27 protein-coding genes and 1 riboswitch are annotated in these 26,255 nt (G+C 46.5%); of the genes, 3 read left to right on the top strand and 24 right to left on the bottom strand.

Annotated elements, in window-relative coordinates; translation table 11 throughout:
- Positions 1-36 precede the first annotated feature (36 nt).
- From DW677_RS18310 to DW677_RS10125, 24 genes are all read right to left on the bottom strand, one after another.
- Positions 37-210, bottom strand: coding sequence for a hypothetical protein (locus DW677_RS18310; RefSeq protein WP_158553092.1), 174 nt, complete (start codon positions 208-210; stop codon positions 37-39).
- 99 nt (positions 211-309) lie between these two features.
- Positions 310-385, bottom strand: a riboswitch (cyclic di-GMP riboswitch).
- A gap of 836 nt (positions 386-1,221) precedes the next feature.
- Positions 1,222-1,389, bottom strand: coding sequence for a helix-turn-helix domain-containing protein (locus tag DW677_RS10235; RefSeq protein ID WP_117471808.1), 168 nt, complete (start codon positions 1,387-1,389; stop codon positions 1,222-1,224).
- Positions 1,390-1,446: 57 nt separating this feature from the next.
- A complete protein-coding gene (locus DW677_RS10230; protein ID WP_117469597.1) occupies positions 1,447-2,844 on the bottom strand; it encodes an ATP-binding protein in 1,398 nt (465 codons plus the stop codon).
- Between the two features lie 110 nt (positions 2,845-2,954).
- Complete coding sequence (locus DW677_RS10225; protein WP_117469596.1) at positions 2,955-3,695, bottom strand: hypothetical protein; 741 nt, start codon at positions 3,693-3,695, stop codon at positions 2,955-2,957.
- Positions 3,696-4,515: 820 nt separating this feature from the next.
- Positions 4,516-5,229 (bottom strand): MIP/aquaporin family protein, encoded by a 714-nt coding sequence (locus DW677_RS10220; RefSeq protein WP_117469595.1) that lies wholly within the window; start codon positions 5,227-5,229, stop codon positions 4,516-4,518.
- Between the two features lie 71 nt (positions 5,230-5,300).
- Complete coding sequence (locus tag DW677_RS10215; protein WP_117469594.1) at positions 5,301-6,341, bottom strand: response regulator transcription factor; 1,041 nt, start codon at positions 6,339-6,341, stop codon at positions 5,301-5,303.
- A gap of 3 nt (positions 6,342-6,344) precedes the next feature.
- Positions 6,345-7,676, bottom strand: coding sequence for a PocR ligand-binding domain-containing protein (locus DW677_RS10210; protein WP_117471805.1), 1,332 nt, complete (start codon positions 7,674-7,676; stop codon positions 6,345-6,347).
- Between the two features lie 112 nt (positions 7,677-7,788).
- Positions 7,789-8,904 carry a 1-propanol dehydrogenase PduQ gene (locus DW677_RS10205; RefSeq protein ID WP_117469592.1) on the bottom strand — a complete coding sequence of 372 codons (1,116 nt, stop codon included), beginning with the start codon at positions 8,902-8,904 and terminating at the stop codon, positions 7,789-7,791.
- Between the two features lie 37 nt (positions 8,905-8,941).
- Entirely contained in the window at positions 8,942-10,357 is a 1,416-nt protein-coding gene (locus DW677_RS10200; RefSeq protein WP_117469591.1) for an aldehyde dehydrogenase family protein, read from the bottom strand.
- Positions 10,358-10,391: 34 nt separating this feature from the next.
- Positions 10,392-11,204 (bottom strand): ethanolamine utilization protein EutJ, encoded by an 813-nt coding sequence (gene eutJ / locus DW677_RS10195; protein ID WP_117469590.1) that lies wholly within the window; start codon positions 11,202-11,204, stop codon positions 10,392-10,394.
- A gap of 25 nt (positions 11,205-11,229) precedes the next feature.
- Positions 11,230-11,871, bottom strand: a complete 642-nt coding sequence (locus DW677_RS10190) for a phosphate propanoyltransferase (protein WP_117469589.1) — start codon at positions 11,869-11,871, stop codon at positions 11,230-11,232.
- Between the two features lie 80 nt (positions 11,872-11,951).
- Positions 11,952-12,230 carry a propanediol utilization microcompartment protein PduA gene (gene pduA / locus DW677_RS10185; RefSeq protein ID WP_002568818.1) on the bottom strand — a complete coding sequence of 93 codons (279 nt, stop codon included), beginning with the start codon at positions 12,228-12,230 and terminating at the stop codon, positions 11,952-11,954.
- Between the two features lie 112 nt (positions 12,231-12,342).
- On the bottom strand, positions 12,343-13,527 hold the full coding sequence (metK, locus tag DW677_RS10180) for a methionine adenosyltransferase (protein ID WP_117471804.1): 1,185 nt from the start codon (positions 13,525-13,527) through the stop codon (positions 12,343-12,345).
- 14 nt (positions 13,528-13,541) lie between these two features.
- On the bottom strand, positions 13,542-14,855 hold the full coding sequence (locus DW677_RS10175; protein ID WP_117483137.1) for an aldehyde dehydrogenase family protein: 1,314 nt from the start codon (positions 14,853-14,855) through the stop codon (positions 13,542-13,544).
- Positions 14,856-14,888: 33 nt separating this feature from the next.
- On the bottom strand, positions 14,889-15,152 hold the full coding sequence (locus DW677_RS10170; RefSeq protein ID WP_117469587.1) for a EutN/CcmL family microcompartment protein: 264 nt from the start codon (positions 15,150-15,152) through the stop codon (positions 14,889-14,891).
- Between the two features lie 40 nt (positions 15,153-15,192).
- Entirely contained in the window at positions 15,193-15,795 is a 603-nt protein-coding gene (locus DW677_RS19070; protein ID WP_117483138.1) for a BMC domain-containing protein, read from the bottom strand.
- Between the two features lie 103 nt (positions 15,796-15,898).
- Positions 15,899-16,696, bottom strand: a complete 798-nt coding sequence (locus DW677_RS10160) for a hypothetical protein (protein WP_117483139.1) — start codon at positions 16,694-16,696, stop codon at positions 15,899-15,901.
- Between the two features lie 84 nt (positions 16,697-16,780).
- Complete coding sequence (gene pduA, locus DW677_RS10155) at positions 16,781-17,059, bottom strand: propanediol utilization microcompartment protein PduA (RefSeq protein WP_117469584.1); 279 nt, start codon at positions 17,057-17,059, stop codon at positions 16,781-16,783.
- Between the two features lie 99 nt (positions 17,060-17,158).
- Positions 17,159-17,950: a propanediol utilization microcompartment protein PduB gene (gene pduB, locus DW677_RS10150; protein ID WP_117471801.1), complete on the bottom strand. Its 792-nt coding sequence runs from the start codon at positions 17,948-17,950 to the stop codon at positions 17,159-17,161.
- A gap of 27 nt (positions 17,951-17,977) precedes the next feature.
- A complete protein-coding gene (locus tag DW677_RS10145; RefSeq protein WP_117471800.1) occupies positions 17,978-18,895 on the bottom strand; it encodes a glycyl-radical enzyme activating protein in 918 nt (305 codons plus the stop codon).
- A 22-nt stretch (positions 18,896-18,917) separates the two neighbouring features.
- The gene (locus DW677_RS10140; protein ID WP_117567112.1) at positions 18,918-21,479 is read right to left on the bottom strand and encodes a glycyl radical protein; all 2,562 of its coding nucleotides are present in this window, start codon (positions 21,477-21,479) and stop codon (positions 18,918-18,920) included.
- Positions 21,480-21,737: 258 nt separating this feature from the next.
- The gene (locus DW677_RS10135) at positions 21,738-22,313 is read right to left on the bottom strand and encodes a DJ-1/PfpI family protein (protein ID WP_117469580.1); all 576 of its coding nucleotides are present in this window, start codon (positions 22,311-22,313) and stop codon (positions 21,738-21,740) included.
- Positions 22,310-22,780, bottom strand: coding sequence for a EutP/PduV family microcompartment system protein (eutP, locus tag DW677_RS10130; protein ID WP_117469579.1), 471 nt, complete (start codon positions 22,778-22,780; stop codon positions 22,310-22,312). The genes DW677_RS10135 and eutP overlap by 4 nt, the downstream gene beginning before the upstream one ends.
- Before the next feature lie 49 nt (positions 22,781-22,829).
- Positions 22,830-23,210 carry a BMC domain-containing protein gene (locus tag DW677_RS10125; RefSeq protein ID WP_117469578.1) on the bottom strand — a complete coding sequence of 127 codons (381 nt, stop codon included), beginning with the start codon at positions 23,208-23,210 and terminating at the stop codon, positions 22,830-22,832.
- Positions 23,211-23,561: 351 nt separating this feature from the next.
- Between DW677_RS10125 and DW677_RS10120 the strand changes: the two genes are divergently transcribed.
- The 3 genes from DW677_RS10120 to DW677_RS10110 all read left to right on the top strand — a co-directional run bounded on the left by DW677_RS10120 (position 23,562) and on the right by DW677_RS10110 (position 26,099).
- Positions 23,562-24,917, top strand: a complete 1,356-nt coding sequence (locus tag DW677_RS10120; protein ID WP_117469577.1) for a 4Fe-4S dicluster domain-containing protein — start codon at positions 23,562-23,564, stop codon at positions 24,915-24,917.
- On the top strand, positions 24,914-25,459 hold the full coding sequence (locus DW677_RS10115; protein ID WP_117469576.1) for a BMC domain-containing protein: 546 nt from the start codon (positions 24,914-24,916) through the stop codon (positions 25,457-25,459). Before DW677_RS10120 ends, DW677_RS10115 begins: the two co-directional genes overlap by 4 nt.
- A gap of 115 nt (positions 25,460-25,574) precedes the next feature.
- The gene (locus tag DW677_RS10110) at positions 25,575-26,099 is read left to right on the top strand and encodes a heme-binding protein (protein ID WP_242992145.1); all 525 of its coding nucleotides are present in this window, start codon (positions 25,575-25,577) and stop codon (positions 26,097-26,099) included.
- The last annotated feature ends 156 nt before the right edge of the window (positions 26,100-26,255 follow it).

Genomic DNA, 26,255 nt, shown 5'->3' with positions numbered 1-26,255 from the left:
TATTAGCCACTACTGTTACAACGTTAGTATAGCACTTCAATGGATATAGGGTGCAATATTTTTCATCAAACGATTTTCCCACAGATAAACGGTAAGATGATCATCGTTTTTAGATACTTTTTTCTTTGACTGTCCGCATCCAGACAAGACAGCAGTTGCTACAAGTACCCCCGACACCACTGCTATCAGACAATGTTTTACCTTTTTCATACTTTTATTTTCCTCATTCTTTCCTGATAAAATCATTATTGTTACGTCTATGAAATAACACCATAAAAAAACACTGTCAGACAGACAGTGCACCTCATTTCATGCAACTGGCTGCCATTTTAAAGGCCCTGTAGCTTTGCGTCCCAGACTTTCATCTGGTTTGCCGATCATCCTTTTAAGCTTGTCCAGCGGATATTTTCAATCCGCTTTGCTACTTGCTCATAACCAAATAACTGCTCCGCAGTTTATCAGAAGAAGTTTCCACTCCTCCTGATACAAGCAAATCCCCACCCACTACTTATTGCTTTTCGCAATTGAAGCAGGGGATTTACCTGATTCGGTTAAACTTATGCAAAGAAACTGATTTTATTATACTTTAACGTTCTACTATACACAAGAAAAAATTACCGTTTTAATGTTCCAAAGCAAAAAAAGAACAGCCGATACATATACTCGAACTGTTCTCCTACTTCCGAAGTCCACGAAGCATTGACATTACTGTTTCCTGCTCCATGACTCTTCCCCGTGACGACAGGGAAATACCCGGCAGCTGCGATAATCTGTATTTACTGATATCACGCTTTTCACGTAAAGATGTTATTTTATCCGCAATATGCTTCTCTATCTGTAAGTAACTAGGAAGTATACGAGAAAAAATATAAAGACACTTTTGTTTCCGCAAAAGTCATTTTCGCTTATATTGTTTCTATAATATCATAGGTTATTTTATTTGTCACATAAAACTTTAAAACGCAAATCAGATCGAGTAGGAGGCGGTAACTAACCGCCTCCTACTCGATTGGACTGCGAAATGTGCATTAATTTTTATCGGTTTTATATCTTCGTTTTGCGGATAACAGTTTTTGGTAACTTTATGCAAAATTTGCAGATAATGGGGTTTAGTCCGAACGACAGTATCGAATACAGCCCTTCCGCCCTCATCATAGATTCCGTCCGGATAAAAAGGCCCTTGACCGCGACATGCGATTAAGAGCCTCATATTCCCGGCAGTTATACGTCCTCTTTGCCTCGTTTAAACCCGATGATATCTCCCTGCTGCATATCCAGTAAGTCGCAGATCGCGTCCAGTTTATCCGGGCTTACCATTTTCCCTGCCCGGATGTTTACAAAAGTCCCGGCTGTCATGTAGCCGTTTTTCTGCAGCGCGAGCTTGTCCAACACTTTGCCTTTAATGTAGCACACACGTCTAATTTATAATACAGCATACTATTCCTTTCAACTGTAAAGATCTTCCAGCGTTATCAGCTTAACCTCGCCCCGCTCCTGTGCCTGAAGAAGTCCATCCGTAAAACCGCCTTTCGAAAAGATATAATAGTAATAGTTGCTGCCATTTCCGAAGACGGATGCATAATCTCTAATCAGATCGAGTTCATCCACACCAATTTTCTCGTTCCTGTACTTACACGAACCAATAATATAGTCTTTACCCGAAACAGGTGTTCCAACAATATCAATCTGTATCTGCTTTTTCTTTTTCGGATCTGTACCCCACCATTGACCGATTTTGCTCAGTTCAATCGGAAGATTGTCAGAATAATAAAGCAGATAATCCTGACACATCTTTTCAAATATCAAGCCCATGTAATCTGGAAGATATTGCTTTACGGCATTCTGGTAAGTTTTTGTAATTCTGCCAGAATCAATGGCGCTCATATTGACAGGCACAAACCTATACCAGAAACGGAAGAAGTTATCAGCCAGCAGATAGATGGTTTTCTTTCCTGGTTTTTCTGCAATCGGAGTTTCCTTTTTGACAATACCAAGGCCAATCAGCGTTTTTAAATACTTTGATACGACCGAATTTTCCTCGCCAACCTTCATCTTAATATCGTTCAGACGAGAAGCCCCCTCTGCAATCGCTTTGATGATTGCATTATAGATAGCCGGTTCTCTGAGTTCCTGCTTCAATAGATTTCCTGGCTCCTCATACAGATAACTGGAACGGTCGAAGAAATTATCCAACAGGGCCTCGTCCACACTGTCCTTTACATCCAACTTGTTGATATAATGCGGAACGCCTCCAGTAATTCCATAAATCAGGGAATTATCTTCCGCAGACAAGCCTGGATGAAATACCGCTGTTTCTTTATAATCCAGTGGCTCAATCTTAAACTGACCAGTGCGTCTGCCGTACAGCGGACTTTCCTTGCCGAGTACCTGGCTTTCCATAAAACTCATAGACGAACCGCAAAGGATCAGATACATTCTGGACTCTGTCCATTTGTGGTCAATAATGTGCTGCAACATTGCTGAAATGGATGGCTTTGCTTTCGCAAGATATGGATACTCGTCAATAACGAAGACAATCCGTCTCTCTTTAGAAAGTGCTGTCAGCTCATCCAGGGCATCATCATAAGATCGAAATTCAGGTGCGGACTCCATATCAGGTCTTTCAAAACTCATGATCGACTTTGAAAGTGCTTCCAGATTTTCTTTGCCTGTCGTATTCAAAGCGGAAAAGAAAATGGTTGGTTTATCCTTACAAAACTCATTGATCAATGCTGTTTTACCAACACGCCTCCTGCCATAGATAACAATGCACTCAAATTTATCACCTGCATATCGTTTATTCAGCTTTCGAAGTTCATCATCACGGCAATAGAACTGACTCATTCGTTCACCTCCAATAATTGCACTCGTGAGTTAGTAACTCGTGAGTTACTTTTGTAAGTATAATAAATCAGATCGCACGCAAAGTCAAGAAAAGATATCCGACAAGTCTATCACACATTCAGATTACCACGAACGTTTCCGAAAAAAACGGTCGCGGCTTCTTTGTAAGACCAGATGCTCCTTACAGGGCGGTCGCGCTCCCCTATTCCTTCGGCTCGTCTGTTGTATGCGTACATTTTTTGCTTTTTGTCATGATAAATTTGCTGATAACGATCCGCAATTACGTGCAGCTCTTCCGCGCGTTCCGGTGTGAGCATTTCCTTTAATCCTAAAATCGTCCTCTCCCTCTGATCCGCATGTAAGATTTCTTTTGTATCCACATGGGTCAGGAACCGTTCTGCCTGTTTTGTGAGTGCTCCCAGTCGTCCCTGTGGATCGGCTACCGCCAGGATCTTCTGCTCTACCGGTGGCAGAGACTCTGTCGAAACCATATAACGGCCTATGTCATCCTCCGTAAGCCCCACTTGCTGGAACACATCCCGGAATTCTTTTCCGGCAATTTCATTCGCGAAGCACGTCACGGTCGCTCCATGGTATCCGGGCTCCGGATCCTGCTCGCAGACCTCCATGGACACTCCGGTTCTTTGGTCCGTCAGCTCCAAAACCGTCCACCGCTCCGTGCTTCTGGTCCTCGCTTTGCATCCGTTTTTCAGTGCGTCTGCGATAAACGGTTCCCATCGTCCACGTAAGATCCGCACAACGCTTTGTTCATGAATCCGGGTGTCCACACAATGCAGGGCTTTATCGGTCAGAAGACCATCCCTTGTTTCCGCATAGCGTTTCTTGAACACATCTTTCTTTCATTGTCCCAATGATATCCGTCCAGGGTCAGGCGCATGTCCGTGACGTTCTCCCACTCATCCACCAATGCAACAACACCCTTATCCTTTGTGTTCGTTTCTTTCAGTATGTGGCAGGCAGGTGAATGATCACCGGCAGGGTGTGTTCGTCATTTTGCAGTTGACAACCGCACATCATTTCTATATAACATAATGTGTAATTGTCAAGGTGAGGTGTTTTCTGAGTTCCTATCGTCGAACTTTTTATCAAGTTTTCCGAATATTTGCCAAATCCGGGAACCTCGAAAAGTTGAATTTTTTCAGATAACGTTCCTTCATTCAATGGACAGTCATTGTGTATGCAGTAACGACTGTACCCAGTTCAATACTGATAGGGAGTTTGTTTAACTTCTCACAAATCATCTTGCATACCTCGATAATCTTTTCTATTATACGATTCCAATCATTCCCCATGCTATCTCACAGTCAAAATTTCCTTCTGACATCTGGAAAGAAACAGAACGCAAAAGAGGAGCAATGCGGATCCCGAAAAAACGGGTCGCATGCCCCTGATTTTTTTATCTTTTCCTCTTTTTAATGTCTGCGCCACGATCCTGCATCTTGTCCATCCTTTTTGTCTACCATGATGTATATATATCCCAGTCAGATAAGACTCCCATCTCTTTCAGGTGGTAAGCCATCGCAAATGTTTCTCAGTGAAAGCCAGATCTCCAATCGAGAGAAGTGCCCTGCTTCATCCAAGCATAACTGCCGCGACATATTTTTTCAACATTTTTCAACAGGAATTGACTAAAATGCTCCTATTTCTTTTTTACCACGGAAGAACTCCATATAAAAGAACAGCAACGATTGCTCCGATGATCGGTCCTACTAACGGAACAACTGCATATCCCCAGTTGGAATCGCCTTTTCCCTTGATCGGAAGTACAGAATGTGCAAAACGCGGACCAAGGTCTCTTGCCGGGTTGATCGCATATCCTGTCAGACCGCCCATGGACATACCGATGGAAACGATGATGCCAAATACAAGGATATTTGTTAATCCAATATCCGCTGCTCCTGCTACATTTCCAAGTCCTTTGATCGCAAATACAAGAACGAAGGTAGCCACTGCCTCGCAGAAAATATTTCTCGGAATATTCTGAACGCTTGCTCCTGTACAGAAAACACCAAGCTTTGTTCCTGCTTCTTCGGTTGCATCAAACTGATCCTTAAACATCATATAAACAACACAAGCGCCTAAAAATGCACCTGCGAACTGAGCGATCACATAACCCGGAACCATTGACCAGGACATGCTTCCGTCAATTGCCAGAGCCAGTGTCAGTGCCGGATTGAAATGCGCTCCGGAAGCTGCGCCAAAGATAAAAGCCGGAACCATAACGGCAAGACCCCAAGCCAATGTGATTTGAACCGTACCCGCACCCTTCATTCCTGATTTATTCAGCGATACGTTTGCTACAACCGAATCACCTAAAAGAATAAGCATAAATGTTCCAATAAATTCTGCGATATATGCCATCATATGAAACCCCCTCATGTTTGTTTCTGTCAGCCAGTCATGTCTTGCTCCGGCGCCTTCCCCTCCGAAGGCGGTTAGCTTGAACCGAAATCCGCTTCGTTCGGCTTCTGCGCTTTACAGATCTGTGCTTTATACTGTTTTACCGTCATATTTTCATACTTCTTAAACACCTTGCTGAAATAACTGCTTTCATTATATCCCAATCGGAAAGCCACCTCGGCAATGCTGTCATCGGTAAAATAAAAATATCCTTTTGCAAGATAAATTTTTCTCATATGAAGATATTCCATCACACTGATCTGAAACTGTTCCCTAAAGATACGGCTCAGATATCCCTGGCTGATCGAACAGTTTGTAATGATCTTATTCAAACTGATCTCTGATTTTATATTGCTTTCAATGTACAGAAATACGTTTTGAAGAAGCGGATAACGGTTTGCACTGTTTTTCTGAAATATATAATCCATCACCCGGAACAGCCACAATTCTGTTGTCATGCGTTCCTCGATCAGACCTTCATTCAGCGGGAATAATGCTCCGATATCATGACTTTCTTCATCATAAAACTTTGTTGTGTTTAAAAGGCTTTGTCCGATAAAAGAAAACACCTTATATAACTGGTTCGGATCTTCCTGACAGATTTGATAGATCTCTTTCGTCAGCGGTCCGCAAAGATTGTATACCTTTTGAAAATCCCCTTGCTTTACAAGAGACAGAAGGCGGTTCAGACAAGGCTGCACCGAACTCTCATTTCCTGTCTTCAAATTGCTTAAAAGAAAATTCAATTGTTGGAAAGAAATCGGTTTTTCAACGATCTCGCTGGCACACTCTCTTATTTCCTCATAAGCGGCTATGCTGGTTGGATACGCTGTCATCAGGTACACGGCCGTATCGGGAGAAGATTGTCGGATCAGGCGTGCCGCTTCGATTCCAGTCAGTCCCGGAAGGAATGCATTGATAAATACAGCCTCATATTCTGCCGCCTGGCAAAGACGGACTGCATCATCTCCGTTATCCACCTGGGAGGAGACTTCAAAACCGTCTATTCTGGAAATCATGATTTTCAGTGCTTCCTGGGACAGAATATCATTATCTGCCAAAAGGACACGGTACATAGGCTATTTCATCCTTTCACTGAAATTTTCAGGCCAACAGATCACTGTTCTGCGTCCTTTTCCTTTACTGCTTTCGATGATAATTTCATAGCTGTCACCGAAGATCTTCTTCATTTTCAGCTGGGCGTGATCCTTTCCCCGGCTGATATAGTATCCCTCATGCCTGTCATTAAATGCTTCGAAGTTAATCTGCAGCTCCTCTTCATTCATTCCAAGGCCATTGTCCTCTACCTCTATCACACACCTTCCGCCGCTTAAGTAACCTTTTACCGTCACCTCTCCTCCGTCCCGTTTCATCATAACGCCATAGTAAACAGCACTTTTGACAAACGGAAGAAGAACATCGGAAGGGATCCTCTGCATTGTCAGATTTTTGGGTACCTGAATGGAAAAATTTAATCGCTCTCCCAGCTTCTGTTTTTGTATCGCAAGGAAGCGTTCTGCCTGCTCCAGCTCTCTGGATACACTGACAAAGGTTCCTTTCTCCATAGAAGAATATCGGACATAATCAATCAACTGTTTCAGCACTTCACCGGTCCGTGGAGCATTCTCGATCACGGTCAGATTGACCAGAGAGATCATGGTATCGAGAATGCTTCCGGCATCCTGCGCTGCTTCCAGCCTCAGGATTTTCAGATCCTTCTGGTTGTTTTCTTCCGCCAGCTTCTGATTGAACGTGCAGAGCTTTTTGACCAGCTTCTGGTGTTTCTCCTTCTGCATCTGCAGATGCATTTTATTCTCACCAAGCTGATTGATGATCAGAAAGACCAGATTCACAATGTCCATGAAATTTTCAAAGGAGTATTCCGGAATCTTCTCCAGAAGAGCCCTGTTTTCCTCAACAATTCCTCCAACGGATGCCGATGTCATTACTTTCTCCAGCCTGCTGATATCCTCCGGTGCATCACCACAACGGATCTGTCCTCCGATAAAGCCTCCCAAATAATGCCCCTTCACAACGATCGGGATCGCCACCTCAAGAAGACTGCACGGGCAAAAATAGACACTTGGCTTCTGCATGACAGCCGCCTGGATCGAGCCGAAGGCATCCGATGATTTACAGCGCAGACTCAGTTGGCTGTCATTTCTTGCCATCGAGCAAAATTCAGAAAAACTGGTGCTTTCCGTGATCGGTTCCCCTCTGTAATCCACGGTAACAAAAGCCAGTCCGGTCGCTTTTGAGAGACTTTGCTGGATGTTTTCCAATTTTTCTTTTCCAAACAAGCTGAGAATATCAAGTTCATTCTCTCCGGGAGTACCGGACGATGGAGAAAATACTGAGTTTTCATTTAATTCGAACTGTTTCAAACTGGTATTCTGATTAAATCCTTCCATTGTAACCCTTACCTTCCATCCATATCATATCACTACAGCAACCGACTGCATGCTCACGGTAATCCCAAAATATTGCAGTCTTTGTTAAGATAATACCATATTTCAGAAAGTTTTAATAGATTTCAAGAAGAATTTGACGAATCTCTCCGGCCCCTATTTTTCGCGGAGTCGTATTCAGACAGTTATCCTTGAGAGCATTTTCTGTCATGTTATCTAACTGGGAGACATAATCCTCTCTGGATACACCAAATTTTTCCACGGAGTCATCCATATTCATCGCTGCCATCATCATTCGGATCACTTCCTTCAGGATCTTCACAGCCTCCTGCGGACGTGTTGTAATGCTGGCCAGCTTCACCTTGTAAACCATTGCCGCATATTTATCCAATATCTGCTTCTCTTCACAGTTAAAATCAATCACCCTGGTTAAAAGCATGGCATTTGCCAGCCCATGCGGTATATGAAAGGTTCCGCCGAGCTGATGGGCAATGCTGTGATTGACTCCAAGTCCGGCTGTATTAAACGCCATACCAGCCAGTGTAGAAGCCTCATGCATTTTATTTCTGGCCTCCAGATTTTTTCCGTCCTTATAGCAGACAAGCAGTGATTCTAAAAGAAGTTCAACTGCTTTCTCAGATAATGCATCTGAAAATACGTTTGCGCCACTGGCTACATATGCTTCCAACGCATGTGTCAGAACATCCATTCCGGTATTGGCTGTAACTGCCGGAGGAACCGAAAGTGTCAGGGTCGGATCCAGGATCGCAATATCCGCCAGAATATCATTATCTAAGATCAGATGCTTTGACTTACTTTCTACGTCTGTAATAACTGCTGCACTGGTAACCTCAGATCCTGTTCCACTGGTCGTCGGAATGGTGATGAAGATCGGTTTTTTCATCAATCCGCTATTGATTCCAAAGTAGATGATTCCTTTGGCCGTATCGATCGCAGAGCCACCGCCAAAGGCAATGACTACATCCGGCTGTACCTTTGCGCTCTTATCCAGCCCGTTTCCCACCACTTCTGTGGTGGGATCCGGAACTGCCTGATCAAACATCTCGATCCGGCAACTAGAGTCAATCGCATTGATTACAGTCTTCACGCTTCCGTTTTCCGCCATAAACTTATCACAGACGATCAGAACCGTTTTGTTCTTATACTTGCCCAGATATTTCATGGCCTCTTTTCCGGAGCGGACTTTTGTTTTAATATACACGTTTGACATACACATTCACTCCTATGTGCGTTCCGTTTTGTGTTTCTTAGCGAATGCTGAATGCATCAGACATTACACAGCGGCGTTTTCTGCAGAAGGAACGGGCAGAGGTTAAGCCCTCTCCGGTCGGTCCAGCGATCGTAAAGGTTGTATGACCTTCTCCGCCTGCTCCAATGCCTGCATAAGACGGAGCATTTTTTACAAAGATCGTGGTTTCCAGAAGCTTTGCCATCTTACTTAACTTTTCCACATTTCTGGAATGCATCATAGCCGTATGACGGTTTCCATGCTCTGCATCATGCGCATATTCGATCGCAGTGTCCACATCGGATACTCTTACGATCGGAAGGATCGGCATCATCATTTCCTCTGTAACAAGGTGATGATTCTTTCCTACTTCCATAATGATAACCTTTACGTTATCATCTGCCGGAACTCCCAGCTTATCAAGAATGTATTTTGCACTCTTACCTACAAAAGAAGTCTTTGGACCACCCTTTTCGTTTGTTACCAGCGCATCCAGGCGTTCAATCGTCTCCACATCCCGGATCTCGTAAGCTCCGTTCAGCTTCATATTCTGAATCAGGTAATCGCAGATCGAATCAACTGCAAATACTTCCTTCTCCGCGATACACGGTACGTTATTATCAAAGCTGCAGCCGTCCACAATGTCCTTTGCTGCCTTTTCGATATCTGCGGTCTCATCGACTACGACCGGAGGATTTCCTGCTCCTGCTCCGATTGCTTTCTTTCCGGAGGAAAGTACCTTCTTTACGATTGCCGGACCACCGGTCGCTACCAGAAGACGAACGCCCGGATGATCGATCATTCTGTTGGTGTTCTCAATGGACGGCTCCTCTACCATGGTGATCAGGTTTGCCGGTGCTCCTCCATCCATCAGCGCCTTGTTTAACATCTTAACGAGAAGCTGGGAAACCTTCTTTGCTCTTGGATGTGGGCTGAATACAACGGTGTTTCCGCCCGCGATCATAGAGATTGAGTTGCAGATGATGGTCTCGGTCGGGTTTGTTGTCGGTGTGATTGCTCCGATCACACCAAACGGACAATACTCTACTAAGGTCAGACCGTGATCTCCTGTCTGAGCTTCTGTTACAAGATCCTCTGTGCCCGGTGTTTTCTCTGCTGCCAGACGGTTCTTGATCAGCTTATGCTCATATTTTCCGATCGCAGTTTCCTCCACTGCCATTCTGGAGATCAACTCCAGATTTTCCCGTCTTAAGATCGTAGCACGAATTATGTCCACATATCTCTGGCGGTCTTCGATTTTGGAGAATAAAAGCGTTTTCTGAGCTTTTGCAGAAGCCTCGATCGCTTCATCCATTGTAGCAAATACACCGTACGTTTCTTCCTTCGGTTTTACAAATGCAGCCGGCTCCTCAGCCTTCATCTCTTTTAACGCTTGCGCGACTAACTGCTCGATTACTTTCATATCCATTTCCATGTATTTACACCTTCTTCTTTCGATTGTCCTGACCTTATCTGCTGCTCCATGCAATTCCCAAAGGTGTGACCAGCAGGGTATCGTTTGTTTTCACTGCCGGAATTCCCAGTTCTTTTTCAAAAACCGTTTCGAATTCCTTAAAACAGCAGGCACCGCCTACTACATAGACTTTATCGACTTCCTGTCCTTCCAGGAACCGCTTCACGATGGACGCCATCTTGCTCACCACCGGCTTGATGATCGGAAATACATCGGCTTCTTTAGACGGATCCTTTTTAAGCTCCTCCGCCTCTTCCAGGGAGATTCCATAATAACCGGCAAGTACCAGTGTCATATGGGTTCCTCCTGTGGCTTCATCTGCCGTGAAGATCACCTTTCCATCCTTCAAAATACTGATTCCGGTGGTTCCGCCGCCTACGTCCACCACAGCCCCGTCTGTGATTCCAAGAACAGCTGCTGCCGCTGTCGGCTCGTCCACCACATTGGTCACTTCAAATCCCGCTCCCTCCACAACATTGGAGATGCAACGGACATTCCCTGACATGATTCCCGGCGGAATCGCGGTGGCAGCCGTATCCAGTGACACACCAAGCCGCTCTTCTAACTGGGCTTTCAGTTCCTTCACCGTACGGATCGCTCCGATAAAATCTACAACAATACCGTCTTTTACAACGTGGGAGGGGGCAGATGCTCCGGCCACCGGACGGTTCTCCGAGTCCGTTACAGCAATCACAATATTGGCGGTTCCAAGATCCACACCGGTCTTCAGCTCACCCGAATAGGGCTGTGTCTTTTTCTCCCGTATCAATTCTGCAAATTCTGCAAGCACTTTGTTTTCTACCAGCATACAACCCCTCTTCCCTGTTTTCGTTTTAGTTTTTCTTTCTCAGAATTACGTAATCATTGTTCTTCAGCGCACATGCATTCGCTTCATCGATATCCACATGCATTTCCAGTGAAAACTTATCGGAAACTCGTACCAGGACATCTCCGAATACGCCGCTGCGCTCACCAAACGTCTCTACCTCTACCACATCTTTATCCTTCACTCCCATGGCCATAGCCTGTTCCGGAGTCATATGGATATGACGCAGGGCGACAATTGCACCTTCCGGCAGAGCGACCGTTCCCTTAGGTCCTACCAGTTCAACTCCCGGAGTTCCTGCCAGATCACCCGACTCCCGGACCGGCGGTTTGATCCCCAGACGGAAACTGTCTGTTTTAGAAATTTCCACCTGGCTTTTACTTCTTACAGGTCCCAGGATCCGGACATTCTTAAACTCTCCCTTCGGTCCTCTGACTGTAACAGTCTCATTGGAAGCGAACTGACCGGGCTGTTTTAAATCGCCTTTTTTCGTCAGTTCATATCCAGGACCGTAAAGGATCTCTAAATCTTCCTTCGTAACATGGACGTGGCGGTTAGAAACTCCAATGGGAATTTTATATGTCTGATATTCTCTGATTTTTTCGATCACTCGTTCTGTAATCAGCTTTACAAGTTTTTCATCAACCATGGATTTCACCTTTTCCCTGTTCTGGTGGAGTGCAGCTCCCTAAAGGAACTGCACCTCACCCCTTTACATATATGAATGAATTATAAAGACTTTGGAAGGATCTTCTCTACATCAGTATGAGGTCTCGGGATTACATGCTGGGATACAACCTGTCCCACGTTGGCTGCTGCCGCTGCACCTGCATCTACAGAAGCTTTCACTGCACCTACATCGCCGCGTACCATAACGGTAACAAGTCCGGAACCGATCTTCTCATATCCGATCAATGCAACGTTTGCTGCCTTTGTCATAGCATCTGCCGCCTCAATTGCTCCTACTAATCCTTTTGTCTCAACCATTCCTAATGCTTCGTTCGACATAGTATTGTCCTCCTGTTATTCTATTCTTTTCCTGATCCCTGACGAAATGGGTCTGTCAGCTTATGCTGATCAGAAGCCTGTGTCAGATTTCACATATCTTCGACTTATCTGTTTATTGTGCTGACAGCTGTTTTAAAATCCAGGCCTTATCGGTATCCTCCCATTTAAAGCCCTGATTCTCCCGGCCAAAATGACCGTAAGCTGCTGTCCTTTGAAACTGCGGTTTTCTCAGCTCCAGCTGAGAGATGATGTCCGCCACCTGGAACGAAAATACATTTTCTACTAAATCGGAAAGTGCTGCGTCGGAAAGTGTTCCGGTTCCGAATGTATTGATTGTCACCGCTTCCGGTTCAATGCCTCCGATCACAAAGGCAAGAGCCACTTCACACCGCTTTGCAAGACCTGCGGCGACGATATTCTTCGCCACATATCTGGCCATATAAGCTGCGGAACGGTCTACTTTCGTAGGATCCTTTCCCGAAAATGCTCCGCCTCCATGCTTTCCGATGGTTCCGTAGGTATCTACCATGATCTTCCTTCCGGTCAATCCGGTGTCTCCGGCAGGACCGCCGATGACAAATCTTCCGGTCGGATTGATGTGGATCCTCGTCTCTTCTGTCAGCCACCTTTTGTCAATCACCGGTTCTATGACAAGACAGCGGATGACTGCTTCCAGAACACTCTTTGGCACGATTTCATGGTGCTGGGCAGAAATCACAATGCTTTCAATGGAGACCGGTGTTCCATCTGCCCGGTACCGCATCGTCACCTGACTTTTGCCGTCCGGATAGAGGAAATCTGCTTTTCCCTGCTTTCGGATGGCCGCCAGCTGCATTGTGAGCCGGTTTGCCAGGCTGCAGGGAAGCGGCATCAGCGATTCTGTCTCATCTGAGGCATATCCATACATAATGCCCTGGTCGCCGCCGCCCAGTACCTCCTTTTCACCTTCCGTTCCCTTTCCTACTCCCATGGAAATATCCGGAGACTGATTGTGAAGATTGGTAAAGATCATGCAGGTGTCAGCGTCAAAGCCTTTTCCCTTTTCTGTGTATCCGATGTCGCGGATCACCTCTCTGGCTGTCTTCACCACATCTACAGTTCCCCTGGATGTAACTTCGCCTGCCAGAACTACCATATCGGTTGACACCATGGTTTCCACTGCCACCCTTGACTTCGGGTCCTGTGCGAGATATGCATCCAGAATTGCATCCGAAATCTGATCGCACACTTTATCAGGATGTCCTTCTGTCACGGATTCGGATGTAACCAGGTAATCGTCCTCCCGTTTGAGTATCATGTTTTCACCTGCCTTTAGCGAATGGAAAATCCGCTGGTCAGCGTACAACGTCTTCTTCTGGCAAAATGTCTCGCTGACGTAGTTCCCTCTCCTGTGACGGTTCCGATCGTAAAGCTTGTATGACCTTCCTTGTCAAAACCGATTCCCAGAAGAGATGGACCGTTTTTCACGAATACTGCTGTCTGAAGCTTCTTTGCCGCCCGGTTCATGTGCTCAATGGATTCTGAATGGATCGTCGCCGTGTGACGATACCCCTGTTCAATATCAAGAGCCGTCTCCAAAGCCTCATCAAAATCCTTTACACGGATGATCGGTACTAACGGCATTAAAAGCTCAAGCGTAGCAAAGGGATGCATACGGTCTGTCTCTGCCACGACCAGCTTGATTCCTTTTCTGTGAGGAATTTCCGCTGTATCCAGGATTGTTTCTGCACTTTGTCCTTCCATTTTTTTATTGATGACAAAGTCTTCGGTTACTGCTGCATTGTAGAGCCGGTCAATCTGCTCGGCACTTCTTGTATAATAAGCACCGTTTCTCTCCAACTGGGCGATCAGCTCGTCTGCTGCTGATTCCACGACCACGATTGCTTTTTCCGAAGTACACATCAGGTTGTTATCAAAGGATGCACCCTGCACGATGTCTCTGGCAGCCTTTTCAATATCGGCTGTCTCATCTACGATCGCTACAGGATTTGCAGGTCCTGCCCCAATAACCTTTTTCCCGGAGCACATTGCCTGACGAAGAGATCCCGCGCCTCCTGTACAAACGATCAGATCAATATCCGGATGGCTCATGATCTCCTTGGTCGATCCCATCAGGCTTTCGCTGACTGTCACTACCAGATTGTCGATCCCGCAAATATTTCTTACTGCATCGCTGATGATTCCTGTCAAATACTGGGAGACTCTCACCGCTCTCGGATGAGGACAATGCACTACAGCGTTTCCTGCCGCCAGCATTCCGATCGTATTGCTGATCAAGGTTGCGCAAGGATTGGTACATGGATGAACGGCACAGATCACTCCGAATGCAGATAGCTCATAGAGTGTCATTCCATGATCTCCGGTGTTCACCTCTGTGATCAGATCCTCGATCCCCGGTGTTTTTTCAACCGCCAATTTCAGCTTTTCGATCTTATCAGCTACATTTCCCATTCCCGTTTCAGCTACGGTCATTTCTGCCAGTTCCGCAATCTTGGGTCTGACCGCTGTTCTGACTGCTTCTAATATTTCATTTCTCTCATTCAGAGTCAGTTCGCTGTATCGTCCAAAGGCTCCTCTGGCCGCCATCACCGCTTCACTTACACTAGAATAGACACTGCTTTTCATTCTGATCTCCCTCCTTTCTTTCAGCGTTTTTAATTAAATATCAATATTATCTACAATTCCGATAATTGCCATATCAATTACGGCCTGCCGCTTCTTCTCATCCACGCGGACAGAAGAACCCTGGCCAATGAGAACTGTCTCACCGATACCGGCGCCCACATAGTCAACTGCCACTTCTTCTTCGCCGATAAATTCACCATGGCCATTGATTTTGCGGATGATCATAAGCTTGTAGCCTACCAGTGATTCATCCTTTCGTGTTGCTACTACCGTTCCTGTAATCTTTGCCAGTTTCATTCTGTTCACGTTCCTTTCAGCGGCTTTTCGCCGTCATCTTTTATTTTTTTCTGGATGTTCTCCTGGAAGGCCGTTTCGGTGTTGCAGTTGTCTGTGGATTCTCCGATTCGTTCGGAGTTTCCGACACCTCCTTTTCCTCCTGTGCAGGCTCATCTTCTGCACACTTGTCCTCTGCGACCTTATCTTCTGTGGAATCCTTGTCCTCCGGCTGAGGTGCTTCCTCCGGTGTCTCCACCAAAGTTTCCTCCGGCTTTTCTTCCGGTGCTGCCTTAGGTTCCTCCTCCGGAGTCACTTCCGGAGCTTCTTCCGGGGTTTTTACCGGTGGTTCCGGAGTCGGATCTGGATCCGGCTCTTTCGGCTCTTCTGCCTTATGAATCACAAATGTATCTTCCACAAAATCGGATGGACGGGGAATTACCTTCCAGGCTACCAGCTTCTGGTGTTCTTTACCGATCTGGCATCCTGCCATCACAGCTGCATTGACTGCACCAACATTGCCGACGACCTTGATTGTCATATAGCCGCCGCCCTTAGCCGGTTCCAGCTCCACCAGTTCTACGTTTGCTGCCTTCACCATGGCATCTGCTGCTGCGACAGCGATGCACAGTCCGGCAATCTCAACTAATCCCAGTGCCTGTTTCATATCTGATTCACCTCAATGTTCGTTACTGTTCACACATGTGTCCAGAAACGGGATTTCAGTTATCAATGTTCAACTGCTCTCTTTTAACTTTTATTTAAAATGTTTAAAAGCGCTGCTGCCCATCTTCTGTCATAAATTTCACTTGTAAGAATCTGGCCCTGTCTTTTGCCAGATCTGTAATAATATCATCCTCTGTCACCAGAAGAACACCGCCTTTTTGATACTGTTCTACATCTCTGGAAGAAATAACACGTTTTTTCGTGCTTTTTCTAACCATTCCTGTCTGAGCGGATATCCCGCCTGTTACAGGAAGAACAGCCGGGCGGTAAACCTGCTGCGTTTCTTCATAAGCCGGCTTCTTATCCGGCTTCGGTTCGTACTCACCAGTAAGCTCTATGCCGTATTCCAACACGGTTCGATAGTACGACAAAATCCTGTTTACATATGCCTTTGGCTCTCGTCCGCTAAAGGGAGAAAGACCGGAGATCAGAAAAACAATCCTGCTTCCGGCTTCCATACAGGAAGTGATCCATTGTGTCTGCGGTGTATCGCTTATGCAAAGAGCTGTCTTGGAAACCAAGTCTCTCGGAACCACCGGAAATACGGTAACGGAATCCTCCAGATCTGCCGGAACCTCTCCGCTCAGATATTGAATGCTTTCACATCCGTATCCTGTGAACTTGATTTCCTGACCTCTAAGCTTCTCTGTCAGCACCGGTATTACTGTTTCCCGGTCCGTCTGAACCGTTCTCAGAAATTTCAGATACCGCTCATCCCAGCCGCCGGTGCAGACCATATAGATCTTCTTTTTCTTCGTCACCGGGAAAAGACCTTCCTCTGCCTCTATCCTGGCAAGGACCCGGATAATGGTTTCACGCAGCTGTTTTTCGCTGATATTCACATTTCCACCTCATTTCAGAAGGTGCTGCAAAACCTGCTCTGGCTTCTACCCGGATCTGGTTCTGCAGCACCTCCCTACTGACGATTAATCCATATGCGGAAGAATCTTCTCAACATCTGTATGTGGTCTCGGAATTACGTGTACAGATACAACTTCGCCAACTGCTCTTGCAGAAGCTGCGCCTGCATCTACAGAAGCTTTCACAGCTCCTACATCGCCGCGTACCATAACGGTAACAAGTCCGGAACCAATTTTTTCATATCCAACCAAGGATACATTCGCTGCTTTAACCATTGCATCAGCTGCCTCAATAGCGCCTACGAGACCTTTTGTCTCAACCATGCCTAATGCATCTGAATTCATATAAGAACCTCCTAAATTTTATTTACTGCCTGAAGTCAAAAAGCCTGAAATTCGGCGTAGGTCTGCCTACAAAAGGATTTTTGCCCCAACATCCTGTTTTTAGATGTACGGTGTTGTGGATGACTTCGGCTCATCGCCAAGTGCGCCAAGCATCTTCTTTCCGGCTTCGATCGCTGCTTTTACTGCCTGTCTGACTGCACCGGAATCTCCTGTAAAGGTTAAGATAACCTCGTTTGAATGGCTTCCTGCACCCGGAGAAGTATAACCAACGACTTCAACATTTGCTGCCTTTACTGCAACATCGGCCAGAACAGTTCCGATTGCTGCCGGACCTGCACATGTCATACCAAATGCTCTGCCTACCGGTGCTCCGAGAGCTTTCTCAAGACAGTAGCTTGCTCTTGCGGTATACTGGAACTCCAGATGTCCTGCATCATTTCCGTATACATCGCCGAAATATTTCGGAACTGCCTGAAGTGCGATCTCTACCGCTCTTCTGGCATCGGATACATCCTCTGCACCGATGTAGATTAAGCTTCCATGACCTGCGCCGCCCTTTGTATCTCTCGGAAGCTCTACAGAAATAATCTCTGTATTAGTAGCCTTTACAGCCTCATCAACTGCCCAGATCTGCGGGCCGGCACCGGTTCTTGCACCGATAATTCCGATGGAACGGAATTTGCCTAAATTCATAACATCCTTTAACATCGGATCTACGCTTGCGATCACAAGTCCGATGGTATCGCCCATGGCTGTTCCTACGAACTCAGTCATGCCGATATTCTGAGATGCGCACTCTGCCGGAGCACTCTCAGCTTTACACTCTTCTGTTTTAATTCCAAGCTCATCAGATACCTGTCTCATAACTTTTTCAATTAACTGCTGATCCATTCTGATCCCTCCATTTTAATTCTGTTATTAACCGCCTATGATGCACTGGAAACCTTCCCGTTCCACCATGGTTTTCAGATGCTCCAGTTCCTCAGGTTTCAGAGGTTTAATGTCTGCCAGTGCATAATCACGTCCCAGCAGATCATATTTATTTTCGCCAAAGGTATGATACGGGAGCAGATGAATAGTCCTCATACCCCGCAGCGTTTTTGCAAACTCTGTAATCGCTCTGATTTCTTCTTCCGAGTAGTTGAAGCCCGGAATAACCGGAACACGAACTACTGTACTCGAGATCTGACTGATTCTGGCTGCATTCTTTAAAATCTGTTCATTTCCAATTCCTGTAAACTTTTTGTGCTTCTCTGTATCAAGGTGCTTAATGTCAAGAAGGACTGTATCCACATAAGGAATTACCTTTTCAACTGCTTCCGTGATGCCTGCGCCTGTCGTTTCAATTGCTGTATCCCAACCCTGCGCTTTGCATGCTCTCAGAAGCTCTGCGGCAAATTCATACTGTACGAGAGGCTCTCCTCCTGAAAGAGTGATTCCTCCTCCCGAACGTCTGTAAGTGGTAGCGTCCTTTTTCAGCTCCCTGATCAGCTGCTGAACCGTCATCGTCTTGCCCTTCACAACCAACGCTCCTGCCGGGCAGGCATTGGCACATTCTCCGCAGCCGGTGCAGATACTCCGGTCAATAAAGGTTTTGTTTTCAAAACTGATTGCCTTTCTGCTGCAGGCGTTGATGCAACGCCCGCAGTGAAGACACTCATTTTTCTTATACATGATCACCGGCTTCATGTTCTGTGATTCAGGATTGCTGCACCATTTACAGGAAAGGGGACAGCCTTTCAAAAATACGATCGTCCTGATCCCCGGGCCATCGTGGAGGGAAAATCTCTGTATATCAAAGACTGTTCCTGATGCGTTATAATTGATAGAATCCATGACGGCTCCCCTCTCTCTTAATTTAGAAGGACTGCTCGGTACGGCTGATGATATCGTCCTGAACTTCCTTTGCAAGTACGGTGAACTGTGCACTATAGCCTGCTACACGAACAACCAGATCCTTGTGCTCTTCCGGATGTCTCTGAGCTTCCAGAAGGGTCTCTTTATCGATAACGTTGAACTGTACGTGCATTCCTTTGTGATCAAAGTAGGTACGAACCACCGCTGCGAATCTCTTTAAGCCCTCATCGCCTGCCAGTGCGGACGGAAGGAACTTCTGATTGTAAAGAGTACCGTTGGAGTAGTTCTCATGGTCAAGCTTTGCAACGGACATAGCTGCTGCAGTCGGACCATTTGTATCTTTACCCTGTCTCGGGGAAACGCCGTCTGCTAACGGAGCATGAGCTAAACGTCCATCCGGAAGTGCTAATACATCTTTACCGAATAATACGTTTGCAGATACCGGATAGCATCCTGCCTGGAACTGACCGCCTCTCGGGTTCTTATATTTCTCAACCTCGTAGGAGTAGATCTGACCACATTTTCTAGCCAGCATATCTACTTCGTCATCATCATTACCGAACCACGGAGTGTTCTCCATAATTCTCTTGATCTTAGCGAACTGCTCATTGGACGGCGCCGGATTTCCTGCTGTGTAATTCGGTCTTCCGCTCTCCCATCCGCAGGTGCCTGTGCTTAACTGTGCCTGAAGCTCTGCAATGTTGATAGAACCGTTGTTGCTTAAGATTCTCTTCACTGCTTCGTAGATCTTCGCTTCATCATCAGCCGGAGCTGCTGCCGGAGCGCCTGCTGTGCAGCTGTAACCAAAGTTGTTAGCCAGAGCTTCTTTTAACTGCTCCATGGTAACTTCTTTATTCTCAAATACATGTTTCTTAATTGCGCAGATGGAGTCACCGGAGTCAGCAACACCAAATGCCTGCGGACCTGTGAAGTTATAGATAGCGCCGCCTTCCTGAACACTCTTACCTCTTCCGATACAGTCATCAACCAGAGCGGAAAGGAACGGAAGCGGAGCTCTCTCAGCATGAGCAAAGTCTACACAGTTGTCAGCCTCTGCCAGGTGGTATACGAAGTATTCCATCTGCTTCTTGTAAGCTGCAAAGATATCATCTACGCTGTGGAAGGAAGTCATATCACCAGTCTGCGGTCCTAACTGCTTGTCGCCGACTTTACCATTGTTCAGTGTGATCTCAAGAACCTTAGCAATGTTGAAGAATGCTGCGTCATGCCATCCCTCTGTCTTATGCGGGCACTGCGGTTCTACACAACCAATGATACAGTAGCTTCTTGCATCTGCCAGGGAAACGCCTCTGTTGCAGAGTGCCGGAATGATAACTTCGTCATTGTACATAGCCGGAACACCAAGTCCTAAACGCGTAACCTCGCAAGCTCTGTATAAGAACTCGTCCGGTGTATTCTGATGAACACGGATGGAGAAGGACGGTGCCGGAAGTTTAACGTGAGCAACTGCCTCCATACACATATAGGAAACTTCGTTGGTAGCGTCAAGTCCGTCTTCGGTCTGACCACCTACGATGAGGTTCTGGAATACTGCGTATCCAGCGAATGCCTGAGCGGAGATTTCATCTCTTGTCTTGTTAACGTCGTTTAATTTAACCCAGATACAATCTACCAGTTCCTGAGCGAACTCTTTGGAAATAGATTTATCCATAGCCAGGTACGGATACATATACTGGTCAAAACGTCCCGGGGAAATGGAGTGGCCGTTTGCCTCAATCTGAAGAAGAATCTGTACGAACCAGAATGCCTGGCAAGCCTCGTAGAAGTTGGTTGCTCCTCTTTCCGGAACACGGTCACAGTTAGCTGCGATCTGAAGCAGCTCTGCTTTTCTTACCGGATCCGGACAGCCGGCTGCCATCTCTCTTGCCTTTGCTGCATAACGATGAGCAAAGTTGATAGCTGCGCTGTAGGTGATCACAATTGCTTCGTAGAAGTTTTTCTTCTTAATATACTCCGGATCCATCAGATCCATCTGATTCATAGCATCGATAGCCTGTTTGATGATTCCGGTAAAACCGATCTTTAATACTTTGCCGTAATCAACACAAACATGACCAACGCCGCCGTAGAAGTAGTTTCCTACTGTGAATACGCCATTTGCGATACAGTCCTTGGTCTCCTGAGACATATAGGAATCTGCCAGTGCGCTGGTGGTTTTGCCTTCCCAATATTTGAAAGCTTCTCTTAACTCATTGGCGGTATCCTTCGGAATCTGGAACGGGTCAGCCATTCTGGTTCCCATGGTATCGAACTCTTTTTCAACCCAGTCATAGGAAAACTCCGGGCAGATTTCTGTAGAACGAAGGTTCTTGGTGATTGCTCCGACGATCAGCTCGTCCTTGTGGATCGTAATAGGAAGATTGTTAAAGATCTTCTCTGCAGCTTTCGCACGGCGCATGATCGGGGACAGACCTTCGGTCTCTTTGTAAGACTCCGTTACCAGAACTGCTCTCTCGGACTCTACATACGGAATCGCATCCACAATCGCTTTTTTAAGTCTCTTGACTCTGTCGGTCGGCTCTGAAAAACCTCTTGAAATCATAAGTATCCTCCTTAAAATTTATTGTATAGTTTGAGATTTTGTTAAATCTCTGACGCTCATATCCTTATCATACGATAAAACAGATAAAATGCACGAATACATATAAAACCGTTTCTATGTAAAATTCAGACATCCGTGTATTTTTTTATTACTATTTATAACTATTCAGCCATGCCGCAAAGTCACATACCGCTCTCACTTATATCCGTGCAGACAGGCCTTTTTATGGCGAATTAATTTCAACCGGCTGCAGGCATCCTATGAGAAAATCCGTACTCCCAGAAGCACTAAGAAGCTCTTAAGGATCTCCGGATTTCCCGGCCAAGCAGGAGATGTCGTAAGATTTCCATCTGTCACAGCCTCCCACGGCTCTTTCTCCACATAGATTCCTCCGGCCATCTCCACCTCCGGTTTTACTGCCGGATAAGCAGTTAATGTCTTTCCCTTTACCACACCGGCTGCAGTCAATATCTGGACGCCGTGACAGATCGCCGCCACCGGCTTTTGAAGCTCCATAAAATAACGTGTGATATCTAACACGCGGCCATCAAGCCGCAGATATTCCGGTGCTCTGCCGCCTGTCAGAAACAGCCCGTCATACTCTTCCAGACGCAGATACGCAAAGGACGCATTCAGTGTAAACTTATGTCCCGGCTTTTCTGTATAAGTCTGATCTCCTTCAAAATCGTGGATCGCCGTTTTTATGTTATCCCCTTTTTCCTTTTCCGGGCATACAACATCCACAGCAACCCCTGCCATCAAAAGAGCCTGATAGGGGACCATGACCTCATAATCCTCTGTGAAATCCCCAGCAATCATCAGTACCTTTTTCACTGTGTCTCATCTCCTCCTTTCTCCCATGGAAGCACATCCCCATCCTCTCTCAGATAGTCAAGAATATCTCCTACGCCTTCTCCATCAATGGAATTGACATAGAAGATCTTCTTGCACCCTGCAAGTTCCAGCCACATGGTTGCCAAATCAACCCGCGCATCTTCCCGGTCTATCTGAGTGACGATTCCTATCACGTCGCGGGTTGCTAAAGAGACGATATTGGGGCTGTAAAGAGAGTAGTCCTCCACCGCACTCATCAAAAGCCCTACCACATCCGCTTCATAGGAGTAGATCACCAGGGCCCTGGCTAAAGTTTTGTTCTCCGCATACTCCCCCGGTGTGTCAATAATCACATCATAATTGTTGATGTACTGGGTTTTATGATAAGTAATCTTTTTCCCCTTCATCGCCTGGGTAAGCGTCGTCTTTCCGGCTCCGCTTCTCCCTACCAGCATAATTTTTTTCACGTTTCCACCTCCGCAGGCAGGGATATTTCCTGTACACACCTAAGGCGTTTTATGCCTTCGTGATCGGGCAGACTGTAAATCCAAGTTCCCGTTTTGTGTACTCCAAAATTTTTTCAAATGCGATCGCCACATCTGAAATCGTCCCTGTGATGATCAGCGTTCCGCTGAAACGGTCAATAAAACCGATCTCGATCGCTGCAGCCTTAAGGGCCAGATCTGCGGTGATAATGGCTGTCTCGCTGGGTGTCTGGGTCAGAACACCGATCGCTGCCTTTTTGTAATCAATCCTCGGGTCCAGTCCAAGCTTTTTATAGATCACCGGATCCGGACTGGAAATAATATGAGCCATTGTGATCTGCTTGCCGGGAACGGATTCCTGGATGATCCGCATCAGATCATTCTGGCTTCCGTTCCATTCCTTGATCTCCATATAAAGCCTCTCCTCCTCTCCTTATATTCTCTGTTAAGAACATTTTCACTTCGATCCGCGGAATCACTTATCAGGTCCTGCATACGTCCCACGTACGTTCTATATAAGTCCTTCCTGTATACTCTATTTATTCTATCATGGGTCTCTGGCACCTTTTTTACAGGAATCAAACCTGTTTTATGTATTTTTAAGACTTTCCAGCTCACTATTCTGTTTATCCTTATATTTCAATTTTACCTTTTTTTCCTTTTCCCTGTAAATTGCGCAAGGGTCTGCAGCCCCGTATAATAAACTTATATCAGACCGCCCTCCCGTTGTCTTTTATATGGCGGTCAGCAAGGAGGTTTTCCCATGACACTTCTAAAGCAGATTGAAGCTGCCGGAATTGTCGGCTGTGGAGGAGCAGGCTTCCCCACCCACAAAAAGCTGAACTGTAAAGTTGAATACCTGATCGTCAATGCTGCAGAATGTGAGCCTCTGCTGCGCACCGACCGTTGGCTTATGGTAAATAAGGCGGAAGAGATCGTGACCGCTGCAGCCATGACCGGTGCTATGACCGGCGCTGCCCACATCTACATCGCATTAAAGGAGACTTACGATGAAGAAATCAACGCACTTACGGAAGCGATCAAGAAGACTGCTTCCCCGGTTAAGCTCTTCCGGATGAAAAACTTCTACCCGGCAGGTGATGAGCAGATCATGGTATGCGATGTAACAGGAAGAACCGTTCCTCCATCCGGTATTCCTCTGGATGTTGGATGTGTAATTTCCAATACTGCTACCATGTATTCCATCTATCAGGCTTCCCGGGATCAGATCTTTACCCGCAAATACCTGACCATGACAGGCGCCGTGGCAAATCCGGTCATTGTTCATGCTCCGCTCGGCGCATCCTTTGCCGATTGCCTTGCCATGGCAGGCGGTACATCCCTTGAGGATTACCATGTACTGGTCGGCGGTCCTATGATGGGTAAGCTTTATACAAAAGAAGAAGCGAAAAATCTGGTCGTTACAAAAACCACCTCCGGATTTGTGGTGCTTCCGGAGGACACAGAGCTGATTCATAAAAAATCTGTTCCGGTTGCACTCTCATTAAAACTTGCTAAAACCAGCTGTATCCAGTGTTCCTACTGTACCCAGATGTGTCCGCGTTATCTCACCGGACATCCGTTAAAGCCTCACATGATCATGCGGAAACTGGCCTTCTGTGAGGATCCGGAAACACTTCTTTCCGATAAGGATGTGCAGCAGGCTATGATCTGCAGCGAATGTGGTTTATGTGAAAATTATGCCTGTCCGATGGGAATCTATCCGCGCCAGGTCAATCTCTACATGAAAGGGCTTCTCCGCAAACAGGGCTTCCGTTACCAGAAGCCGACCGAACCACTGCAGCAGCTTCCGGAGCGGGAATACCGCCGCGTTTCTTCCCACCGGATCGCTACAAGGCTCGGCGTGGATGCTTACTATGACTATAAGATCACAGAATGCCTCGAGCTTCAGCCTGAGCAGGTATCTATCCCACTGTCACAGCACATCGGAGCGCCATGCGTTCCTGTTGTTGTTGCCGGTCAGACCATATCCGAAGGAGCGCTTGTCGGTCAGATGCCTGAAAACAGCTTAGGCGCACGGATCCATGCAAGCATCGAAGGAATCGTTACAGAAGTAACGGATCGCTTTGTCGTAATTAAAAAAGGAGGCGGACAATGATTACCATAGGTTTTCTTGAATTAAACAGTATCTCGAAAGGAATTCTCGCTGCCGATGAAATGATCAAGGCAGCAGACATTGCTCTGATCGCCGCCCGTCCCAGCTGTCCGGGAAAGTACCAGATCTTAATTACCGGCGAAGTCTCTTCCGTAGAAGCGGCTCTTGACGCAGGTCAGGCTGCTTCGTCCTCAAATGTGATCGACCGCCTTATCCTGCCTAGGATCCATCCGCAGGTCGTTGAAGCCATCAATATGTCTTCTGCCCCGGAGCGGCTTCGTGCATTAGGGGTTATGGAGTTTTTCTCTGTCACAGCTGCCATTCTGGCTGCCGATGCTGCAGCGAAGGCTGCGGATGTGGATCTTCTGGAAATCCGGCTCGGAACCGGTATCGGGGGCAAGTCCTTTGTCACCATGACCGGTGATGTATCCGCTGTCACCGCCTCCGTGGATGCCGGAATAAAATCGGCAGAAGGCACCGGTATGGTCTTAGACAGTGTTGTCATTGCCCATCCGGATCCTGAATTATACAGACATCTGCTGTAATCATAAGTTCTTTCTCTTAGTCGGGGATCGACTCTAACCGTGACAAGTTTGTAACGCAATCGTAAGGTACGAAACCGTTACACACAATCTTTGAAATCGACAGGAGGTGTTTGATTTGAATGATTCTGATAAGCAATGTAGATTTGAAAATAGGATTCCTGGCATATCTGACAGCAACACAGATCTGAAGCTGTTTGCAAAAGCTATACTGAAAGCAGCCGGAAAAGAACGAATGTGCCTGGAGCAGGCGAAGCATCTCATTTTAGCCGGAGAGCAAAAAGCAATCCATATCGGCGTTCCCATGGTACTCGCCGTAGTGGATGAGGGAGGAAATCTGACTGCCCTGCACCGGATGGACGGAGCTCTTCTTGCAAGTCTTTCCATCGCTCAGGCAAAGGCCTTTACCGCTTTGGCTCTCCGGTCTCCTACAGGAGAATCCGCTGCCTCCGTTTTGCCCGGACAACCTCTGTATGGTCTCCAAAATACCCACCCAGGTCAATTTTGTCTCTTTGGCGGCGGCATTCCTTTATTCTCAGGAACGTGCTGCATCGGAGCCATCGGCGTATCCGGCGGCACCGTTGAACAGGATACAGCCGTTGCGGAAGCAATGACTCAGGCATATCAAGATGAACATATGTGAGACCCCATGAATGGTTCTAATCAGTGAAAGCTGACAGAAAATCGAGTAGGACGGGAGTGATTAGCTCCCGTCCTCTTACACCACTTATCCCGGCTTTGTGATTATCAGGAATTCTGGCGGAATACACCGTTTTTCTGTGAAAATATCTCAAAAAAG

Source organism: Clostridium sp. AM25-23AC (genome assembly GCF_003435125.1).
GTDB lineage: Bacteria > Bacillota > Clostridia > Lachnospirales > Lachnospiraceae > Pilosibacter > Pilosibacter fragilis.
This window is presented reverse-complemented; position numbering and strand designations above follow the sequence as displayed.

Bases quoted from the DNA above. Each gene is read 5' to 3' on its own strand.
- DW677_RS18310 (WP_158553092.1), bottom strand. From the start codon at position 210: ATGAAAAAGGTAAAACATTGTCTGATAGCAGTGGTGTCGGGGGTACTT.
- DW677_RS10230 (WP_117469597.1), bottom strand. From the start codon at position 2,844: ATGAGTCAGTTCTATTGCCGTGATGATGAACTTCGAAAGCTGAATAAA.
- DW677_RS10220 (WP_117469595.1), bottom strand. From the start codon at position 5,229: ATGATGGCATATATCGCAGAATTTATTGGAACATTTATGCTTATTCTT.
- DW677_RS10215 (WP_117469594.1), bottom strand. From the start codon at position 6,341: ATGTACCGTGTCCTTTTGGCAGATAATGATATTCTGTCCCAGGAAGCA.
- DW677_RS10210 (WP_117471805.1), bottom strand. From the start codon at position 7,676: ATGGAAGGATTTAATCAGAATACCAGTTTGAAACAGTTCGAATTAAAT.
- DW677_RS10205 (WP_117469592.1), bottom strand. From the start codon at position 8,904: ATGTCAAACGTGTATATTAAAACAAAAGTCCGCTCCGGAAAAGAGGCC.
- DW677_RS10200 (WP_117469591.1), bottom strand. From the start codon at position 10,357: ATGGAAATGGATATGAAAGTAATCGAGCAGTTAGTCGCGCAAGCGTTA.
- eutJ (WP_117469590.1), bottom strand. From the start codon at position 11,204: ATGCTGGTAGAAAACAAAGTGCTTGCAGAATTTGCAGAATTGATACGG.
- DW677_RS10190 (WP_117469589.1), bottom strand. From the start codon at position 11,871: ATGGTTGATGAAAAACTTGTAAAGCTGATTACAGAACGAGTGATCGAA.
- pduA (WP_002568818.1), bottom strand. From the start codon at position 12,230: ATGTCGAACGAAGCATTAGGAATGGTTGAGACAAAAGGATTAGTAGGA.
- metK (WP_117471804.1), bottom strand. From the start codon at position 13,527: ATGATACTCAAACGGGAGGACGATTACCTGGTTACATCCGAATCCGTG.
- DW677_RS10175 (WP_117483137.1), bottom strand. From the start codon at position 14,855: ATGAAAAGCAGTGTCTATTCTAGTGTAAGTGAAGCGGTGATGGCGGCC.
- DW677_RS10170 (WP_117469587.1), bottom strand. From the start codon at position 15,152: ATGAAACTGGCAAAGATTACAGGAACGGTAGTAGCAACACGAAAGGAT.
- DW677_RS19070 (WP_117483138.1), bottom strand. From the start codon at position 15,795: ATGAAACAGGCACTGGGATTAGTTGAGATTGCCGGACTGTGCATCGCT.
- pduA (WP_117469584.1), bottom strand. From the start codon at position 17,059: ATGAATTCAGATGCATTAGGCATGGTTGAGACAAAAGGTCTCGTAGGC.
- pduB (WP_117471801.1), bottom strand. From the start codon at position 17,950: ATGGATCAGCAGTTAATTGAAAAAGTTATGAGACAGGTATCTGATGAG.
- DW677_RS10145 (WP_117471800.1), bottom strand. From the start codon at position 18,895: ATGGATTCTATCAATTATAACGCATCAGGAACAGTCTTTGATATACAG.
- DW677_RS10140 (WP_117567112.1), bottom strand. From the start codon at position 21,479: ATGATTTCAAGAGGTTTTTCAGAGCCGACCGACAGAGTCAAGAGACTT.
- DW677_RS10125 (WP_117469578.1), bottom strand. From the start codon at position 23,210: ATGGAGATCAAGGAATGGAACGGAAGCCAGAATGATCTGATGCGGATC.
- DW677_RS10120 (WP_117469577.1), top strand. From the start codon at position 23,562: ATGACACTTCTAAAGCAGATTGAAGCTGCCGGAATTGTCGGCTGTGGA.
- DW677_RS10115 (WP_117469576.1), top strand. From the start codon at position 24,914: ATGATTACCATAGGTTTTCTTGAATTAAACAGTATCTCGAAAGGAATT.